This window comes from Mucilaginibacter sp. cycad4 (assembly GCF_034263275.1).
GTDB lineage: Bacteria > Bacteroidota > Bacteroidia > Sphingobacteriales > Sphingobacteriaceae > Mucilaginibacter.
In genome coordinates, this window is the sequence record NZ_CP139559.1 from 3520439 (window position 1) to 3540643 (window position 20205).

At 43.1% G+C, this 20205-nt stretch carries 11 protein-coding genes; 6 read left to right on the forward strand and 5 right to left on the reverse strand.

Annotated features, from left to right (window positions below; all coding sequences use genetic code 11):
• Positions 1 to 15 precede the first annotated feature (15 nt).
• Together SNE26_RS14190 and SNE26_RS14195 are read left to right on the forward strand one after the other, a co-directional pair.
• Complete coding sequence (locus SNE26_RS14190; RefSeq protein ID WP_321559997.1) at positions 16 to 720, forward strand: CoA transferase subunit A; 705 nt, start codon at positions 16 to 18, stop codon at positions 718 to 720.
• Positions 721 to 862: 142 nt separating this feature from the next.
• Entirely contained in the window at positions 863 to 1519 is a 657-nt protein-coding gene (locus tag SNE26_RS14195) for a 3-oxoacid CoA-transferase subunit B (protein ID WP_321559998.1), read from the forward strand.
• A 120-nt stretch (positions 1520 to 1639) separates the two neighbouring features.
• Here SNE26_RS14195 and SNE26_RS14200 read toward each other — a convergent pair whose 3' ends face one another.
• Genes SNE26_RS14200 through SNE26_RS14210 form a run of 3 tightly spaced genes read right to left on the reverse strand, consistent with a single transcriptional unit; the run spans position 1640 to position 4067 of the window.
• Positions 1640 to 2272, reverse strand: a complete 633-nt coding sequence (locus SNE26_RS14200) for a uridine kinase (RefSeq protein ID WP_321559999.1) — start codon at positions 2270 to 2272, stop codon at positions 1640 to 1642.
• Entirely contained in the window at positions 2265 to 3281 is a 1017-nt protein-coding gene (locus SNE26_RS14205) for a LysM peptidoglycan-binding domain-containing protein (protein ID WP_321560000.1), read from the reverse strand. The genes SNE26_RS14200 and SNE26_RS14205 overlap by 8 nt, the downstream gene beginning before the upstream one ends.
• A gap of 21 nt (positions 3282 to 3302) precedes the next feature.
• The gene (locus SNE26_RS14210; RefSeq protein ID WP_321560001.1) at positions 3303 to 4067 is read right to left on the reverse strand and encodes a DUF4905 domain-containing protein; all 765 of its coding nucleotides are present in this window, start codon (positions 4065 to 4067) and stop codon (positions 3303 to 3305) included.
• Between the two features lie 95 nt (positions 4068 to 4162).
• On the opposite strand from SNE26_RS14210, the gene SNE26_RS14215 reads away from it, so the two are divergent.
• A complete protein-coding gene (locus SNE26_RS14215; protein ID WP_321560002.1) occupies positions 4163 to 4642 on the forward strand; it encodes a DNA starvation/stationary phase protection protein in 480 nt (159 codons plus the stop codon).
• A gap of 791 nt (positions 4643 to 5433) precedes the next feature.
• Here the strand turns inward: SNE26_RS14215 and SNE26_RS14220 are convergent.
• Both SNE26_RS14220 and SNE26_RS14225 read right to left on the reverse strand, forming a co-directional pair.
• Positions 5434 to 7590 carry a GH92 family glycosyl hydrolase gene (locus SNE26_RS14220; protein WP_321560003.1) on the reverse strand — a complete coding sequence of 719 codons (2157 nt, stop codon included), beginning with the start codon at positions 7588 to 7590 and terminating at the stop codon, positions 5434 to 5436.
• Between the two features lie 105 nt (positions 7591 to 7695).
• A complete protein-coding gene (locus SNE26_RS14225) occupies positions 7696 to 11862 on the reverse strand; it encodes a response regulator (protein ID WP_321560004.1) in 4167 nt (1388 codons plus the stop codon).
• A 335-nt stretch (positions 11863 to 12197) separates the two neighbouring features.
• Between SNE26_RS14225 and SNE26_RS14230 the strand changes: the two genes are divergently transcribed.
• The 3 genes from SNE26_RS14230 (at position 12198) to SNE26_RS14240 (ending at position 19790) form a co-directional block, all read left to right on the forward strand.
• Complete coding sequence (locus tag SNE26_RS14230) at positions 12198 to 15401, forward strand: glycoside hydrolase family 2 TIM barrel-domain containing protein (protein ID WP_321560005.1); 3204 nt, start codon at positions 12198 to 12200, stop codon at positions 15399 to 15401.
• Positions 15402 to 15759: 358 nt separating this feature from the next.
• Positions 15760 to 18516 carry a glycoside hydrolase family 2 TIM barrel-domain containing protein gene (locus tag SNE26_RS14235; RefSeq protein ID WP_321560006.1) on the forward strand — a complete coding sequence of 919 codons (2757 nt, stop codon included), beginning with the start codon at positions 15760 to 15762 and terminating at the stop codon, positions 18514 to 18516.
• 35 nt (positions 18517 to 18551) lie between these two features.
• Complete coding sequence (locus SNE26_RS14240; protein WP_321560007.1) at positions 18552 to 19790, forward strand: PQQ-dependent sugar dehydrogenase; 1239 nt, start codon at positions 18552 to 18554, stop codon at positions 19788 to 19790.
• Positions 19791 to 20205 lie beyond the last annotated feature (415 nt).

Genomic DNA, 20205 nt, shown 5'->3' on the forward strand with positions numbered 1-20205 from the left:
AACCAATTATAATATATGAATAAAGTAGTTAGTGGTGCCGAGGAGGCCATCCGCGACGTTACCGACGGCATGACCCTCATGCTGGGTGGTTTCGGTTTATGCGGATTGCCCGAAAATTGTATTGCTGCACTGGTAAAAAAGGGAGTTAAACAGCTTACCTGTATCTCCAACAATGCCGGGGTTGATGATTTTGGGATAGGTTTGTTGCTGAAGCAGCGCCAGGTAAAAAAAATGATCTCATCGTACGTGGGTGAAAACGCCGAATTTGAACGCCAGCTGCTAAGCGGCGAACTGGAAGTTGAGCTTATTCCACAAGGTACGTTAGCCACCCGCTGTATGGCAGCCGGTTACGGCATGCCGGCTATATTCACCCCCGCAGGTATTGGCACCGAAGTAGCCGAGGGGAAGGAAGTACGCAATTTTAACGGTAAAGATTATTTAATGGAGATGGCCTTTAATGCCGATTTCGCCATTGTAAAAGCCTGGAAAGGCGATACCATGGGTAACCTGGTTTACCGTTCAACCGCCCGTAATTTCAACCCTGTGATGGCCATGGCCGGTAAAATTACCATTGCCGAAGTAGAGGAACTTGTGCAACCCGGCGAATTAGATCCGGATCATATCCATACGCCGGGTATTTACGTGCACCGGATTTTTAAGGGTGATCATTACGAGAAAAGGATAGAGCACGCAACGGTAAGGAGTAAAGAACAGCAATAAATAATACTAACTACCCGTCATTGCGAGGTACGAAGCAATCGCGAACTGTACAGAGAGACTTGCTTAGCCGCTCTGCTTGTTGGGGATTGCTTCGTACCTCGCAATGACGGTTGGAGACAAAACACATTTTCAAATTGAATTTATGTTAGACAAACAAGGCATCGCAAAGCGAATTGCGAAAGAAATAAAAGACGGTTACCACGTTAACCTCGGCATTGGCATCCCTACGCTGGTAGCCAATTATATCCCCGATACCATGGATGTGGTATTACAGTCCGAAAATGGTTTATTGGGCATGGGCCCCTTTCCTTTTGAGGGAGAGGAAGACCCTGATACTATTAATGCAGGCAAACAAACCATTACCATGCTACCAGGCTCGGCTATATTCGATTCGGCTATGAGCTTTGGGATGATCCGCGCAAAAAAAGTAAACCTTACCATCCTTGGCGCTATGGAAGTATCCGAAAACGGCGACATCGCCAACTGGAAAATCCCCGGCAAAATGGTTAAAGGTATGGGCGGCGCTATGGACCTGGTGGCATCGGCCGAAAACATTATCGTAGCCATGCAGCATGTAAACAAAGCGGGCGAATCAAAGCTGCTCCCTCAATGCACCCTCCCCCTAACCGGGGTTCACTGCGTTAAAAAAATCGTGACCGAACTTGGTGTCTTTGACGTATTGCCCGAAGGCGGTTTCAGGCTCATTGAACGTGCGCCGGGGGTAAGTGTTGAAGAAATAAAACAGGCTACGGCAGGGAAGCTTATTGTTGAGGGGGATGTACCGGAGATAGCGGTTTAATCTGTTGCTCAACCGTCATTGCGAGGCACGAAGCAATCGCGAACTATACAAAGTGACTCTGCAAGTCGGTGATTGCTTCGTACCTCGCAATGACGGTTTTTATTAGACAGTTTTCAACTGTTAAAAAAGCTTCTTTCTCAAATCGGCCGAGATCTCTTCAGTTATCACCATAATATCTTCGGCAACATGGGTGTTGTTTGTGATCACGCGGTCGCATTCATCTTTGTAGGGTAACAGGTATTCTTTGTAGGCAGGCACTACGTGGTTGATCCATTTGTACATCGCATCGTCGTGCGAATAGCCGCGTTCTATCAGGTCGCGTTTAAGGCGGCGTTGCAAGGCTATATCCTCATCGGCGTCAATAAAAATCTTCAGATCGAGCAGTTCGGCAATATCTTTAAAATGCAGGATGAACAAGCCTTCCACCATTAAAATGGGCGCCGGTTTGATCTCTATCATTTTAGGGATAGCATCGGGATTGTTAAAAGTATACTCCTGTTTCAGGATAGCTTCCTTATTTAAAAGCTTGCTGATATCCTGCTGAAAATGTTCATGATCAATAGTTGAAGGAAGATCGAAGTTGTACAACTTGTTCTCCTCTTTGGTCATGTTATGTGCTACCGGGATGTAATAGTCATCCTGCGATACGAGGCTTACCTCCTCGGCAGTAAAATGTTCTAAAAAGGACTTCAAAAAAAAGGTTTTGCCCGATCCGCTACCGCCGGCAATTCCAATAATATAAGGTTTATTCATTCGGGCTGCCGTAGCTGATATTTACCTGGAAACGTTTATCTAAAGCACCTAATGCATCGGCTGTGTTTTTGGTCATGATGATGAGCACATTTTTATTTACCTCATTATCAGTAAAACGGCCAACCACTTTAGCAAAGGTGGTATGATTGTTCATTGGATTGGTAATTTTAATGATGGTACCTATCGGCGCGGTGCGGTGCAATACCAGTTCCTTTTTAGGATCCAAGCCGGCATCATCCATCCAGGTAGCTACACCTTTTTCAACTTTTTCGTACAGGCCAAAACGGTTTGCTTTACCATGGTCGCCGCCGGTTGTATCCTGCTGCGCGGCAACAGCAGTTGAATCGCGCTGCATTACAGGTTGTTTAGCTTCTTCGGGAGGTAAACCACTGCGCACATTAATTACCTGGTTAGGCGCTAATGAATCTGAGCTTAATTTATTAAGTGATTTAATATCATCTACCGAAGTATTGAAACGTTTGGCAATAGAAAACAAGGTCTCCCCTGCTGATACCTTGTATTGCTGCACATTAAGCATGCTTACCTTTTTAACGGTATCAGCCGGTGCCTGCTGTGGTTTAGCCGCAGCGTTTTGCGCTACAGGCGCAGGTGAGCTAACCGGAGGCTGAACCTGTGGTTTGTTTTGCTGAACAGGAGCCTGGGTAACCGGCTTTTGTTGCGCAGGAGCAGGAGTTGTAACTACTTGTTTTGCAGGTGCAGTTACTGCAGGTTGTGCAGCAGCTTCGCCCGAAAAAGGTAATTCGGTAGGTACTTTTACAATACCGCCAATTTTAAGGGGGGCGTTATTATTGAACTGTATAATGGCTTTAGGGCTGATGTTGTAGCGACGGCCTATAGAGTAGTAATTATCTTTGGGATCGAGCTTGTGAACGATCACTTTTTTGCCGTTCAGGTTTTCAACGCCTATCGAGTCGACAAGCGGATTTGCAAAAAGCGATATAGAGAATGTGAGTAAGGGAGTGACCAATAATAAAATCTTAAATTTCATAATAAATTATAATACAGTAATTTATAAGTTCAACACTATTAAGCCCGATCTGTTTTTTAAATAGATGAGCTGATTATTATGTAGTACAAACGCCTCGGGCTGCATTTTTTGTATAGCGTCATGTAACAAATCGTGATACAAAAGGGTACCCTCCTCGTTAAATACAAACAAGTGCTGTTCAAGATGCTCCTGCAAAAGCGTGTGCAAAGATACAATTCTGAAACTATTGTAGCTGATATAATGAACCGCATTTGCATGTACCCTAAGCGATAAATATAAATCATTTACTTCCGTTGCGGGCAGCAATTCCGGGCTAATGACCTGATTATTCAAAGGTTGATCAGGCGCGGGTTCGTATCCTCTTAATATATTGCCGGTTTTAACATCAAGTAAAAATAATTTCTTCGGTTGTAACTGCGCATTATAAACTATAGGACCGTTTACCGACAGATGATCAAAGGCTAAAGTAAAATTGCTCCATAATTCTTTACCGGATACAGCCTCGATAGCCGTCAAACCTTTATGTACCGGCCCCGTAGCCGATTGGTAGTTGTGCAGTAGCAATACACCATTATAAGCTGTTTCAATACCGGTAAGCCAACGCTCGGGAGTAGTTAAACCTTCAAAATAAACATCACCGCTTTGCAGGTTCAGGGCCGAAAAACTAACCTGTTTATCGGCATGGTCCCTGATCTCGAGGAACAGCGTCTGGCTGCTTTCGTCAATTTCCATACGCCAAACCGGGGCCTGGTAAATTTTACTGATGAAGGGTAAAAGCGAAGTCATAAAGTTGCAAATATGCTCATTAAAATTAAAACTGTTTACCTTTACCAAACATTGCCCGCAAAGGCATGTTGTACTTAAAAACATCACATTTATTTATGAACGCAAAAGAAATAAGCCTCGAAGAAAGTAAAGTAAAACCGGTAGTTGACCACCTGAACGATCTGCTGGCCAATTACCATATCCACTACCAAAAACTGCGCGGCTGCCATTGGAACGTTAAAGGCACAAGCTTTTTTACCCTGCACCTTAAATTTGAAGAGCTATATACCGCAGCGCTTGTTACTATTGATGAGCTTGCCGAAAGGATCCTGAGCCTTGGCAAACCTCCCATCAGTACGTTTAAGGATTATATCGAAACATCAAGCATTAAAGAGATCCAGACCATTGGTTTAAAAGATCAGTTGATGGTGAAAGCCATTATTGACGATTTGGCTGCGCTGATAAAAATGGAACGTGAGATATTGAACATCACTGCCGATGCCGGTGACGACGGTACCAATGATATGATCAACCGTTTCATGCAGTTCAACGAAAAAAACACCTGGATGCTGCGCTCATTTGTGAACGAGGACTAACCTGCACATAATCCCACTGTAAAAAAGCCGCATCTGGTTCAATCCGGATGCGGCTTTTTTTAAAACGGGGTTTACACCAGTTTGCATATTTCGTATATTTGCACTGAACAAAAAACGCATTCTTTTATAGTGCTGATGTTCGGGTTATTTTCCTATGGTGTAATGGTAGCACGTCAGATTCTGGCTCTGAAGATTGAGGTTCGAGCCCTTGTAGGAAAACTAAAAATCCAAGCCCTTAGCATCGCCGCCAAGGGCTTTTTTCATGCCTTCCTGAGTCCTTATTAAAGACATTAAGAAGAAAACGCCGATGTCGATATCATTTAATTGAGAATTTTTTTTGCAAACTCAGTTCGATTTATACAGATAGCACCGGTCTGAGAAGAGTTATAAGCTATGGCTTAAACAAGCTGAATCATGCTATAAATGATCATTACATTAAAGAACGCGGAATGAAAATGTTTGACGGTGTAATTGAGTTTTATATGGCAAGAAACTCATTGGCAAATTTTGCCAAAAACGTTTGCCGTTTCAGCAAAGATGACATTGCTTTATCTTTAAATCACATCGACCTTAGCCGTAATTACAGATATTTATATATCTCCAGATTGGTCTAAGCTTGTTAAAAGAAAAAGAGCAGTTTTTAACTACTCAAGTTTCTCAATAAGTTTTTCAACGCTTTCCGGTGCCATATTACCACTTTATAGTTAGGCTATACTTTTCAGTACAATACAAAGAAGGCCGCAATCTTTTAATGATCCGGCCTCTTTTTTATTACGATTAAAACGATATAATTAATTGGTAACAACAGTTATTTTACCACCGGTTTTAAACAAATCGTGCGATACAAAATAACCATTATTTGCCTTTCCGTTCACCTGAATTGAGGTAACGGCCCTGCCTTTTCCGGGTTTGCTGATAGTTAATGTTTTGCCGTTGCTGGTTGTCCATTTCACTTCATCAAACAGCGGGGCAGTAACAATGTATTTTGGATCGGTTGCCGAAAACGGATACAAGCCCAATGCGCTGAAAACGTACCATGACGACATTTCGCCGGCATCGTCCATACCGCTGAGTTCCAAACCTTCATTGCCAATGCCATACAGGTTATTCAAAATATAATCGATTATCTTCTGCGATTTTGCCGGTTTATTAATAAAAATATATGCAAACGGAGCTTCATGATCGGGTTGGTTACCCTGGCAGTATTGGCCTATCATTGTTTCCACATTGCGGGCAATATAATTAGGGTTCCATGGCAGCGTAAATAACGAATCAAGCTTTGATTCGAAACCCTTTGGCCCACCGTAAAGCTTTATCAGCCCGGGCATATCATGTGGTGCAAAAAAGGATACCTGCCAGGCATTAGCTTCACGGTACATGTATTCGTAATATGGATGCTGAGGGTCAAAATTCTTGATCCATTCACCGTTTTCCAGTCTGCCCCGCATAAACCGGGTAGATGGATCAAACATGTTTTTATAGTTTTGCGAACGGGCCATCAAAATGCGATAATTAGCAGTATCCCCTAATTTTTTGGCTATTTGAGCTACTGAATAATCATCGTATGAGTACTCCAATGTTTTTGAAACACCGGCTTTGGCTTTGGTTTCTACCTCGGGTTTGGCGATGTCGGGATCGGAGATATAGCCTTTCTGAATATACTCGGTAATGAAGGGCCGCGGACCACCTTCAACGTTAGCGTTTCTTAAAAGCAATTTATAAGTGCCTTCAACATCAAATTTGTCAATCCCCCGCAGATACGCACCAGCTATAGATGAAGCCCCATGATCTCCGTGGAAAAACGTAGGGATAAAGCCGGTTTTATCACCAACATCTTTTAATGATTTAATAACATCAAGTGTTACATCGGGCGTAATTAAGCCCAGCAGCACATCTTTATTGCGGTAGGTATCCCATAACGATGGTTCGGTATAGTACCTTGCCCCTGTTTTCACAACGTTCCTTTTAGCGTCGGTAAATTCGCCGTTCACATCGCTGCGCAAAGCAGGCCACAAAAACGAACGGTACAGGCAGGAATAAAACATCCGTTTTTGTTTTTCTGTACCACCTTTAACCTGTATGGCTGATAATAACTTTTCCCAGGTTTGCGATGCCTCGCTGCGGATAATATCGAAGCTTTTATTGCCTATCTCCCTCTCCAGGTTTTCTTTAGCGTTTTTCTCGCTTACAAACGAAAGCCCAATTTTAAGTTCAACAGGCGTTGTACCCCCATCGGCTAAATACAACATTGCATATCCGCTGCGCTGCCCTTCGTCTGTTTTTTCTAATTTGTTTATTTTGGTGTTTAGTTCGGCATAAAAATAAACGTTTTCGCCGCCCTGAAAACCTTGCACGGCGGTCGGCCCCACTTGTTCTATACGCCAGGTTGATACCCTGCTGTTGGCTTTGCCCAGGTCAAAAAGTATTTGCCTGCTGGTGTTAGTTTTAAATTCATATTTATGGTAGCCGCTCCTGAGCGTAGAAGTCAGGCTCACATTTACCTGGTAATCGTCAAGATATACCTGGTAAAAGCCGGGTGCCGAGCTTTCTTTTTTATGCGAAAATCTTGAACCGAATTTGCTTCCCTGCGGATTTGATACCGGCAGAATAGGAATATTACACAGGTTCCAGTGACCTTTATTGGTATGGGTAAAGCCATAGATAACTGAGTCCTCATATTGGTAGCCTGCCCCTGAGCCATAAGCTGTAACAGGACTTAATTGCACCATGGCATTTGGCAGCGAACTGCCTGGAAAGGTAAGCCCGGCCCAGGACCGCCATCCTTTAGGCAACTCATAGCCCAGAATTTTAGGATCATTGAGCGGCGCGGTACCTATGAAAGTGTTTACATACTTAGTGTGCACCGGTTGGGTTTGCGCGTTTGCCGCATTTACCGTAAAAAAAATCAATAATGTTAGGCTGATCAGGATTTTAATTGGTTTGTTCATTGATAGGTTTTGTTAGCGATGCAAGTTACCTGCTAAATTGATTCAGCGCAATACTAATCATACAAATTTATTGACGATATATTCTTTTTTAATTATTGGCCACCGTTATGACTGAGCCTTCCTCAACGATTGCATGAATTGCAGTGGTGATTTACCGTACTCTTTTTTAAATGCCCTTGAAAAGTTCGAATTACTTTGAAGGCCTATCCTATCAGCCACTTCGTTCATAGACACATCCTCGTGGGTCATAATGTGGATAGCACGCTTGAGCCTCACTGTGCGGATAAATTCACCTACTGACTGATCGGAGATCCCCTTAATTTTTTGATAAAGCTTGGTACGGCTAATGAATAAATGCCTGCACAAAAAATCAACATCAAGGTTCAAATCCTGTATATTATCTTCAATAATGTTGATCAGCTTTTGAAAAAACTCTTTATCCTTTTCCGTATGTACAAGTTCTGTGGCTTCTAACAGGTAGTTTTTGCTGTACCGTTGCTTCAGTTTTTCGGCCTGTTCAAATATATTGCTAACTGTTAACAGCAACAGATCTATACTTAATGGCTTGGCAAAATAAAAATCAGCGCCCGACTCCATTCCTTCAATTTTGGTATCCAGTGCATCTTTTGCCGATAATATCACAAAAGGGATATGGCTGGTTTCAAACTGCTCTTTGAGCAGCTTACAAAGTTCAATTCCATTCATACCGGGCATCATCACGTCGCTGATAATCAGGTCGGGCATTTTTTCGGTAGCGATCTCAAAACCTTGTTTTCCATCTTCGGCTTCGTAAACCAAATAATATTTCTCAAACGCGTGTTTTAAAAATGTGCGCAACTCGGGGTTGTCTTCAACCAATAGCAGATGTTTGCGATTTTTTTCCGGCAGATGATTTTCAGCGGTCTCCATGTCCGGCAATTGAATTTGCATAGCATTATCAATAGCTTCCAGGTGTGCTACCACGCCTGCGCCTGCTGCTTTTTCTGCAGCATCGTAATTTTCTTCTCCCCAGGGTATGCCTATAATAATCTCTGTTCCCTTATATCGTTCGCTATAAACATAAATATCCCCTTTGTGTAGTTGGGTCAGGCTTTTAACCATCGCTAAACCTACGCCCGAACCCAAATGATTTTTGCTGATCCGGTAATACCGGTCAAAAATGCGGTTAATGGAATCGCCGGAAATACCTATCCCGGTGTCGGCAACCCTGAAATAGACATATTTTTTTGCGCGGTGATCCTTATTCAAAAGCTCAAATCCGGTGTTAAAAGATGGCTTGAATTGATCTATATCAAAAAAGATTTCAAACACTACCTTACCGCCTGCATTGGTGTATTTAAAAGAATTGTTAAGCAAATTAAACAGGATCTTTTCAAGAACCTGGACATCAAACGGGGCCATACCTGTAGCTGTCATTTGCGCTTCGGTATGATCGTTAATTTCAAAAATGATGCTTTTATTAACGGCAAGGTTTTGAAATTCCCAGGTTATGTCTTTACAAAACTGACTGATCAGCAGCGGCTGAACCTGGAGCTTGATGATGCTGTCTGCTACTTTTTTAAAGTTCATCAGTTCACTAATCAGGTTCATTAACCGCTTGGCGTTCCTGTACATCAATTGGTACGAATAATCAAGCGCCGGATTTTTATTCTGCCCAATGAGGCTTTCGAGCGGACCGAGTATTAATGTCAACGGCGTACGGAACTCATGCGAAACGTTGGTAAAAAACATTAGCTGCTGCTGGTAGAGCTCTTCGCGCTGCTGATGCATTTCTTCACGTTTGTTTTCATTAATGGCGCGCACCTCCATTTCCCGTTTAAGCCGGTACAACCTGGCCTGGTAAATATAAATACCCACTAAGCCCGATATAAACAGTATGAAGTAAATCAATTTGGCAAAGCCCGATTTCCACCATGGCGGAGTTATCGTAATAGTCATTCCGGCATTACTTTCACTCCAGATACCGTCGTTGTTAGTGGCCTCAACCACAAATTTATAACTGGCATAATCGAGGTTGCTATAGGCTGCCGTGGGGTTTTTACCATCGGTATATTTCCAATCCCTATCAAAACCGTTAAGCTTGTAGCGGTATTTGCACTTTAAAGGATTGGCAAAATGCATAGATGAAAATGCGATAACGAAATTATTTTGCAGGTAATTAAGCGTTAACTGATTACAATAACCGATAGCCTGCGGAATTGCATTTTTTGTTGAATCGGGATTGGTGTAAACCGGCCGTAGATTATTGATCAATATATCGGTAAAAACAGGCCGCGCGGTTATCTTATTGGGTTTGATTTGATCGGGATAAAAATAATTTAATCCTTTTATCCCGCCAAAGTATAATCGCCCGTCATCTCCTTTATAGGATGCGCCTACTTTAAAACTGTTGCCCTGAAGTCCGTCGTTTTTATCATAACGAATCAGTTTGCCGGTTGTTGGATTAAAACATTCCAAGCCGTTGCCACCCATCCATATATTTCCGGCATGATCTATTTCAAGACTTTCTACATCGTTAAAAATCCCATAACTGCCCGCATAAGTGCTGATAGCATACGAATCGTTTTTTTCATGCAGTACTAACTTATTCAAACCACCGCCGATGGTGCCTATCCAATAGGTACTGTCATTTTGTTTATCTATAGGATAAGTATAGTCTGAACTTAATGAGTTTGGTTTTGAGGATGACGCGTTATATGAGAAACTTTTTACTACATTCCCCTCTCTGTCAATGATCATCCGTTTTAAACCATGGATACTTGAGACAAGCAATTGTGGCCGGTTTTTATCAGCAAAAATAAAATAGCCTTCACCGTAATATTTTATCCTGTAACGATTTTGTGCATCTTTCAAAATTACCCCTAAATGATCCTGGTGATTGCCAAACCAAATATTACCGTAATAGTCCCTGGCAAAGCAATCCACAACATGTGTCGGGAACAGTTCCGATCCGGCCGGTTTCCATAGGGAGCCGTCCGGTTTCAGGATATCGATTCCGCCAGAACTGCCAATCCATAGGTTATGATCATTGTCAAACGTTAAAGCAGTTACAGCATCATTTTTTATCCTGACAGGAGAATTATACGTATTATAATAGCTGAATCTTTGCGTCTTTAAACTGTACCGGTTCAATCCATTGGCAGTAGTACCAATCCAGATATCGTCGCCATTGGCCAATACCGATCGAATATGATTACCGGCCAACGAGTTAGCTATTTCCGGATTATGTTGAAGGGTGTAAAAAAGCTTTTCGTTTAAATCACAATAGTTAACGCCGCCTCCAAAAGTGCAGATCCACAGGCAATCTGTACGATCAATAAAGATCTTGCTCAACGAGTTTGAGTTTAAACCATGAGGTGAGCTTTTATCATTTACCGCCTGGATAAACCTGAGCTGATTGTCAAGCCGCAGAACCGCACTTGGTACATTTATCCAATAATCTCCGTGGCTGCTGCGTACCACTCCCTTTATATCTGAATAACCAGTACACACAAACCGGCTGCCTGCTGTAAATACACCGCTTTGCTCATTTACCAGCAATAATTCATTTTTAGCCGAAACCATCAGGTTACCACCGTTATCAATAAACACATGTGAAAGCTGCTGCGTGGCAAGTCCTTTAATATCCACTTTATGCAGCACGTGTTTTTTATCAAGCAGCCAGATGCCCATATTGCCCGATAAATAAAGAGCCCCATATTTATCAATTGTAATATCCGTAACCCGGATACCGGCAGGCATGTTTAATTTTTGCGGCTCAATCTTATTTCCCTTAACCTTGAATAATTTAAACTGGCTTCCTGTAAAAACATACAGAAAGTCGCCGGATGGTTTAATTACCTTTTCAAAACTTGTTCTTGAACCGGCAGTTTCAGTGAAATCGGTATATTTTTCCTGCCGGGTATTAAAACATTGCAACCCGCCCTCAGTGCTTAGCCAAATATTGTCCTGATCATCAGGATAAAGGGAAATCAGCCTGTTTTTAAACGCATTATTAAGTGGTACATTGCTGTTATAAAACCTCTTAACCGAGTAACCATCGTACCGGTCAAGGCCAAAAAACGTTGCAACCCATATATATCCCTGCTTATCCTGCGTAATGTAATTAGCGTCCGTGTGTGACAGGCCTTCATCTACTGTAAGATAATTGAATTTATAAGGATAAGGTTGGGCGCAGGCAACAGATATAACTATACAGCTAAAAAAAACAAAGACATATAATGCTTTTGCGTGCAGGCCTTTATTTAACCCGAAGAGGTTTTTGACGTTCATTTATATTGCTGTCGGTTTTTGGATTTAAAAATACTGTAACAACATTATCCGGCTTAAGAGAATAGCGGCTGCTCTAAACAGTATATATCAGTATTAAAATTGGTTTACCATAGCATGCAAAAATCACCGCCTAAAGCATTGGTTCAACATTGTACGCTGCTATATAACAAAAATGAATTTTCTATACCGATTAATATAATATCCTCAATTTAAAATGCACAATTTGACAATAAAAATGTACAGTATGACAATTTGCAGCTGTAAAATTTACATTTATTTGTATTGGAAATGTACAATTATCAACCGCCCCAAATTTCAAAATCATAAACATCTATATGAGTAAAACCTTTTTCTCTAAAAAAACTATTGTTGTACTAACACTAAGCCTTATTTCCTGTTACAAGACAAGCTTCGCTTTCCAGGCACCTGCCGGCAGCAGGCTATCCGCAACGGATACAGCTTCTGTTCCCAAAGAAATTGAAGATCCCGAAAATATCGGCATCAATAAAGAAGCCAGCCATGCCACACTAATGCCTTATGCATCATTAAAGGAGGCCTTGACCGGCAATCGTCATGCATCGTCATTTAGCCGCAGCCTGAACGGGCTTTGGAAATTTAACTGGGTAGACTGGCCACAGAAACGCCCTGTTAATTTTTACAAACCCGATTATGATGTATCTAAATGGAAGGATATCAAAGTACCATCCAACTGGCAGGTTGAAGGTTATGGTACCCCCTACTATAGCAATTTCACGTATATCTTCCAAAAAGATTTCCCGAGGGTGATGAGTACCCCTCCCGAAAAATATACCGCCTTTACCGAAAGAAACCCGGTAGGCAGTTACCGCCGTGATTTTACTGTGCCTGCCGAATGGAGTGGCCGCCGCATTTTTATCACTTTTGATGGGGTTGATGCCGGTTTCTTTGTATGGGTGAACGGCAAAAAGGTAGGTTACAGTGTAAACAGTCGTAATGCAGCCGAGTTTGACCTTACCAAATATATCAAACCAGGTAAAAACACTTTGGCTGTAGAAGTTTACCGTTTTACCACCGGCAGTTACCTGGAAGACCAGGATATGTGGCGTTTAAGCGGTATTTTCAGAAATGTAACCTTATGGAGCAGCCCCCAGGAGCATATCAGGGACTATTTTGTAAAAACCAATCTGGATAAACAGTATAAAAATGCAGATGTAGTGGTATCAACCAAGGTAAAAAACTACGGTACTGCTGCGGTTAAAGCCCGTGTATTGGATGTAGCTTTATATAATGGTAGTGTACCCGTACCGGGGGCAACTGCAAAAAAGGCTATCCCTGCCCTGCAGCCGGGCGAAGAAGTTATTGTTGAAACCAGTTTCCACGTAAACAACCCGCAAAAATGGACCGCCGAAACACCCAAACTTTATACTACTGTTGTTAAAATTAATGACGGCGCCAATTCCGTTGAAACCCTGTCATCCCGCACAGGTTTCAGGAACATTGAAATTAAAGGGCGTTTGTTCCTGGTTAATGGCGTACCAATTAAGCTGAAAGGTGTAAACCGCCACGAAAACTGGCCTAATGATGGCCACGCGGTTACTGAAGAGCAAATGATCAGGGACATTGTACTGATCAAGCAAGCCAACTGTAACCATGTGCGAACCTGCCATTATTCTGACGATCCGCGCTGGTATGAACTGTGCGACCAGTATGGCATTTACCTTGTGGCGGAAGCTAACTTAGAGAGCCATGGTGCCTGGGATGAGTTTAATGAAGAGCCAAGGATCAAAGCCGCCTTAATTGACAGGAATGTGGCCAACGTAGAAAACTTCAAGAACCACCCTTCGGTCGTGATCTGGAGTTTAGGTAACGAGTGCGGCAGCGGCGGCTCAAACTTCAGGGCTATCCTGAAAGTAATTAAAGATATTGATACTACCCGCCCTACGCACTACCAGGGTTTCGGTATCGGTAAAAACAACCCTGCTGATATGGACAGCGAAATGTATACCGATGTTCAAAACCTTGAAAAACATGCAAACGACAACACTTTAACCAAGCCGTTTTATCTGTGCGAATACGCCCATGCCATGTTCAACTCTATGGGTTCGGTTGATATTTATAACGACCTGTTTGATAAATATCCACAGTTATTAGGCGGCGCCATCTGGGAATGGCAGGATCAGGGCATCTATAACAACCGCGATCCTAAACACCCGATAACCGCTTTTGGCGGCGGCTTCGGCGAATACCCGAATGATCAGTACTTTATCCATAAAGGCGTTGTATTCTCTGATCGTTCCTTGAAACCACACTACCCCGAACTTAAACATGCTTACCAGTGGATCAGCATCCACCCAAAAGATCTGAAAAATGGCATTGTTACCATTAAAAATCGCTACCAGTTCATCACCCTTAACAGCTTTACAGCTAAGTGGGAAGTTAGCGAAAACGGCTCAACCATATCATCAGGCAACCTGGCATTAAAAGAAATTAAACCGGGCAACGAACTGGATGTAAAGGTTCCTTACAACATTACACCTAAACCCGGAGCCGAATACTTTCTGAGGGTTTCGTTTGATCAGGCTGCAGATAATTTATGGGCGAAAAAAGGATATGAAGTTGCCGCCCAGCAGTTAGAGCTTCCGATAGCCATCCCTGCGACCAAAGAACGACCTATAACAGGTAAACTATCTTTATCCGATGCCGGCAATGAGATCAAAGTAAAAGGTAATGGTTTTAGCCTGGAATTTGACAAGGAAAAAGGCACTTTCTCCAAAATGGAGAAAAACGGAGAAAATGTTTTGCAAAATAACGGTGGCCCGATGCTGCATTTATGGCGTGCGCCTCACCGCAAGGATGACATGTGGGCTTATGATGATTATTGGGTAAAATATGGATTGAAAGAAATCGCCTGGAAAACCGATGATGTAAAAGCTACCCAGCTTACCAACGGCAGTGTAGAGATAAAAGCAAGCCTAACCGGTACCGGCAAACACGACTTTGCTGTTCATCATCAGGCCGTTTACACTATTGATGGTAGCGGAAACATTAAAGTTGATAACAACGTAAGCTTCAATGGCAGCGATAAAATAGTGCTTGGCCGCTTAGGCGTGCGCCTGTTCCTGAAACAGGACTTTAATCAGTTTGAATATTTTGGCCGCGGGCCGATGGAAAATTATGCCGACAGGAAAAGCGGCTTTGATGTTGGCCGTTACACCAGTACTATAGCGCAACAAATGACACCGTATGAAAAACCGATGGACTGCGGTAATCACGAAGACGTAAGGTGGGCCAATGTAAGTACTGCTAAAGGTACCGGTATTGCTGTTAAGCAGGCAGATGAGCTGTTCCAGGTAACTGCGCTGCCGTACAGCGACGAGGAAATGACCGATGTTGAATACAAAATAGATTTGCCGAAAAGCAAAGGCACTGTATTGTGCATCAGCCATAAAACTTTAGGCGTGGGATCAAACGGCTGCGGCCCTAAACCATTAGAACAATACCGGGTTTACGCAAAACCTGCGTCGTTTAGCTACCAGATCCAATTGTTGGGCAAAAAGTAAAGAGGCTCACTATACTAAAATAAGAAACATAATTAAAAAATCGTCATTGCGAGGTACGAAGACAACCGACCGAAGGGAGCTCATTAATACCTATAAAAAACAAATTATAAGTATTAATAATCCCCAAACTATACAAAGCGGCTCTGCTAATCGGGGATTGCTTCGTACCTCGCAATGACGGCTTTTGTTAACAATCAAATAAAACCCTCTTCCGGAAACGATTGCATAGTTTTAATTGGGCATATTCTTTTTTTGCAGTTTAAGGTTGAGTAATCTTGTTAACAGGCTTAAATATTCCTGTAGTACAACCAATTAACATTTTACCAACAAACTTCGCAACAGGCTTAAATAACCAGTAATGAAAAAAGCACTTCTGCAACTATTCTTCATCGCTACCTGCTTCAACGCATCAGGACAACAAACCATTATTAAATATTTGTCGGGCACAGATAAAGACCACACCGTGCAATGGGATTTCTTTTGTACCGATGGGCGTAAGAGCAATCAGTGGACAAAAATCCCGGTTCCATCCAACTGGGAGCTACAGGGCTTCGGTACCTACAATTACGGCCATGATAAAGTTAAGGCTAACGAGCAGGGTTTATATAAGCATGAGTTTGCCGCAGGTAACTGGCAAAATAAAAGGGTGCTTATCGTTTTTGAAGGGTCCATGACCGATACTAAAGTAATGGTGAACGGTAAGCAGGCAGGCCCCATACATCAGGGCAGTTTTTACAGGTTCAAGTATGACATAACCAACCTGGTAAAGCTCAATGCTCAAAACCTGCTTGAGGTTACCGTTGATAAAACATCTGCAAATGCATCTGTGAATGATGCCGAACGCCGCAATAGCGACTTTTGGGTATTTGGCGGTATATATCGCCCGGTTTACCTTGAAGTTGTACCCGAAACTTATATTGACAGGCTTGCTATTAACGCCAGGGCCGATGGTTCATTTCAAGCAGATGTATATTCACAAAACTTAAAAGGCGGCGAAACCATAGAAGCGCAAATACAAAAATTAACCGGCGAAAAGGTTGGCCGGCCTTTTTCATTAAAAGCAAACACTCCCGGTGATCATATCGAACTAAAATCGAACATCAATAAACCTTTGTTATGGAATGCCGAGTTTCCTAATTTATACCAGGTTACCGTCGCTATAAAAAATAAACAAGGCGTTGTTCATCAGGTTAAGCAAAAATTCGGGTTCCGCACTGTTGAGTTGCGTGTTAACGACGGCTTGTATGTAAACGGAGCCAGGATTATCATGAAAGGCAGCGACCGCCATAGTTTTTGGCCCGAAACCGGTCGTACCCTAAGCCACGACATTCAGTTAATGGATGTTAAGCTAATGAAACAGATGAACATGAACGCGGTACGCATGTCACACTATCCCCCTGATGCCGACTTTTTAGATGTATGCGATTCCTTAGGTATTTACGTTTTGGATGAACTTACCGGCTGGCAGGCCAATTATGATACACCTACGGGACGTAAGTTAGTAAAAGAACTTGTTGTGCGCGACGTAAACCACCCTTCCATCCTATTTTGGGATAATGGCAACGAAGGCGGTTTTAACCGTGACCTGGATAATGATTATGGCCTGTATGACCCTCAAAAGCGTACAGTTATTCATCCCTGGGAAAAGTTTAACGGTACGGATACCAAACACTATCCCGATTATAACTATATGGTTAACGCTGCCGCCAACGGAAAGGAAGTATTTTTCCCTACCGAGTTTATGCACGGTTTATATGACGGCGGTGCCGGTGCGGCGCTTGATGATTTTTGGGCGCAAATGGTAAAGCACCCGCATGGTGCAGGCGGCTTTATATGGGCATTTTTAGATGAAGCGGTTATCCGCACCGATAAAAACGGAACCTATGATTCGGATGGTAACCATGCACCCGACGGGATCGTTGGCCCGCATCGCGAAAAAGAAGGTAGCTTTTATGCTATCAAAGAGATCTGGTCGCCGGTTTACATTGATCCCCAGCCAATTGATAAAACCTTCAACGGAAAAGTACCCGTAGAAAACAGGTATAGTTTTACCAATCTTAACCAGTGTACGTTTAAATGGCAATTGGTCAAATTTCCATCGGCCAGTGCCAAAACAACTGCTACAACTGTAAGCGCTGTAGGTTCAATGGCCAAGTTTGATCTTAAACCCGGCGAAAAAGGTGTGCTCAATTTGAACCTGCCAACATCGTGGGCAAAAAACGACGCGCTGTACCTTACTGCCTATGGGCCGGATAAAAAAGAGATCTTTACCTGGAGCTGGGCATTAAAAGCCCCTGCTGTTATTAACAAAATTGTCTCCTCCCCTGTTAAATCACCAATAAAAATCAATGAAACTGATCAGCAACTCCAGGTTGTGTGTGATGGCATCACTTATTATTTCGATAAAACTACCGGCTATATTCAAAAGGTAATTAAACCATCGGGCACCATTTCTTTATCGGGCGGTCCTATTTTGGCTGGTGTAAATACATCATTAAAACTGTTTACCAATAAGGCCATTAAAGGCGGGCATATTGTTGAAACCGATTATGATGGCGATGCAACCCTCCATGTAAAGTGGACTTTTACCCCGGGGCAGCCTGCAAAACTGGAATATCAATATACTCAAAAAGGCGATGCCGATTTTATGGGCATCACTTTTAACTATCCCGAAGAAAAGATCACGGGGATGAAGTGGCTGGGCCGCGGCCCGTACCGTGTTTGGAAAAACAGGCTCAAAGGGCAGCAATTTGGCGTTTGGCATAAGGCTTATAATAATACCATCACCGGTCAAACCTGGGGATATCCGGAGTTTAAAGGCTATCACGCCGAACTTAACTGGGCGGTTATTGAAACCAAGGAGTCTCCTTTTACAGTTTACACAGCTAACAAAAACATTTACCTGCAAATGCTGCGCCCGGCACGGGAACAGGCTGCGCTGAATAATAATAACGTTGAACCTGCTTTCCCCGAAGGCAGTATCGGTTTTTTAAATGCCATAAGCCCGATTGGTACCAAGTTCCAGGCGGCAAAAGTAATGGGGCCGCAAAGCCAAACTAATCAGGCCAGTGGTGAACCGGTAAGCGGTACGCTCTGGTTCGATTTCGGGCATTAAGCACTAAAAACATTAAACCAACCAACAAAACCTTTATGAAAAAATTATTCGTCAACAATAAAAAAAGGCCTGCCTTTTGGGGTATTATGGGCATGAGTGCTGTGATGATTATTTGTTCATCGTATGTTTTTCCGGGATCTAAACCAAACATAGCCGAACCACCACTTATTACCGTAAAAGTTCAACAGGTCAGTTCCAATTTACAATCGCCGACGGCACTCACTTTTCCGGGTAATGGCGACATCTGGGTAACCGAGCAACCCGGCAAAATCCGGGTAGTTAAAAACGGTAAACTGCTTGATGAACCCTTGCTTGATCTGCGAAGCAAAATGCTGAAAGTGAACAAGGGTTATGAAGAGCGCGGTTTGTTGGGCATCTGCCTGCACCCGCAATTTAAATCAAATAAAAAATTTTACGTTTTTTACAGCGCTAATACTACAGGTAAGTTCAACCACAAAGATGTGATAGCCGAGTATAAACTGTCAGCTAATTCAAACGGGATCGACCCAAACAGCGGCCGTATTATCCTTGAACAGGATAAACCCGATGGTAATCACGACGGTGGCTGCATCCAATTTGGCCGTGATGGTTATTTGTATATATCTTTTGGCGACGGCGGAGGCCAGGGCGATAAGCATGGCGAGATCGGTAACGGACAGAACTTAGGCAACCTGCTTGGTAAGATTTTGCGTGTTGATGTGAATACAAATGCAACCTATAACGTTCCCAAAACAAACCCCTTTGTTGGGAAAAAAGACGCACGACCTGAAATATGGGCTTCTGGTTTCCGTAACCCCTACCGTTTTTCGTTTGATAAAGCATCGGGACAACTATTTGCCGGCGATGTAGGCCAGGACCTTTGGGAAGAAGTGGACATTGTAACCAAAGGAGCCAACTACGGCTGGCGCTTAACAGAGGGCACACATTGTTATAACCCTGCTACCGGTTGCGACATTAAAGGAATTACGATGCCCATTGCCGAATATAGCCATACCGAAGGGGTTTCTGTAATAGGTGGTTATGTATATAACGGCAAACAAGTACCTGTTTTAAAAAGCAAGTATGTATTTGCCGATTGGGTAGGCAAAATGTTTTACCTGCAAAAAAGCGGAAGCCAATGGCAACGCGGCAAAATTACCTTTCAAAATATCCCGGCTAATTTAAAGATCATCGGTTTTGGCGAGGATCCGGCTGGCGAAGTTTATGTGTTGACCAATTCGGATACCGGGCCGGAAAATGCCAACGGTAGTATTTATAAAATTGTGAAGAATTAAAAAATCTCCCGCGGGTTTAGCGTAGCGTACCCCATGGTGAAACATAGCTAAAGTTTTCAACTTTAGCTCAATTGAGTTTATAAACTTACACTCCGTCACCCGGCAGTATCGCTATTCGCAGTCCGAAGCCACAAGCTTCGGACTGCCTTTTTTAAAGCCGCCGCCCGGCTCCAGCCCATAGCCGTTAACTTAGGAAGAAAAAGCGCGGAATTGTGCGATTCCCCTCTTGAGAGGGGCGGAGGGGTGTGTTTCTGCTTTGATAAGCTTGTAGCAGAAACACACCCCTGCCACCACTCGTTCCTCCGCGCCCTGCTCTCGAGAGGGGATTTTTAAAGCCCGTTGTTCAATTAATTCCTTAAGTTAACGGCTATGGGCTCCAGCCGAGTGGCAACTATCCAGCGGCCTCCGGCCGCCG

Bases quoted from the DNA above. Each gene is read 5' to 3' on its own strand.
- SNE26_RS14190 (WP_321559997.1), top strand. From the start codon at position 16: ATGAATAAAGTAGTTAGTGGTGCCGAGGAGGCCATCCGCGACGTTACC.
- SNE26_RS14195 (WP_321559998.1), top strand. From the start codon at position 863: ATGTTAGACAAACAAGGCATCGCAAAGCGAATTGCGAAAGAAATAAAA.
- SNE26_RS14200 (WP_321559999.1), bottom strand. From the start codon at position 2,272: ATGAATAAACCTTATATTATTGGAATTGCCGGCGGTAGCGGATCGGGC.
- SNE26_RS14205 (WP_321560000.1), bottom strand. From the start codon at position 3,281: ATGAAATTTAAGATTTTATTATTGGTCACTCCCTTACTCACATTCTCT.
- SNE26_RS14210 (WP_321560001.1), bottom strand. From the start codon at position 4,067: ATGACTTCGCTTTTACCCTTCATCAGTAAAATTTACCAGGCCCCGGTT.
- SNE26_RS14215 (WP_321560002.1), top strand. From the start codon at position 4,163: ATGAACGCAAAAGAAATAAGCCTCGAAGAAAGTAAAGTAAAACCGGTA.
- SNE26_RS14220 (WP_321560003.1), bottom strand. From the start codon at position 7,590: ATGAACAAACCAATTAAAATCCTGATCAGCCTAACATTATTGATTTTT.
- SNE26_RS14225 (WP_321560004.1), bottom strand. From the start codon at position 11,862: ATGAACGTCAAAAACCTCTTCGGGTTAAATAAAGGCCTGCACGCAAAA.
- SNE26_RS14230 (WP_321560005.1), top strand. From the start codon at position 12,198: ATGAGTAAAACCTTTTTCTCTAAAAAAACTATTGTTGTACTAACACTA.
- SNE26_RS14235 (WP_321560006.1), top strand. From the start codon at position 15,760: ATGAAAAAAGCACTTCTGCAACTATTCTTCATCGCTACCTGCTTCAAC.
- SNE26_RS14240 (WP_321560007.1), top strand. From the start codon at position 18,552: ATGAAAAAATTATTCGTCAACAATAAAAAAAGGCCTGCCTTTTGGGGT.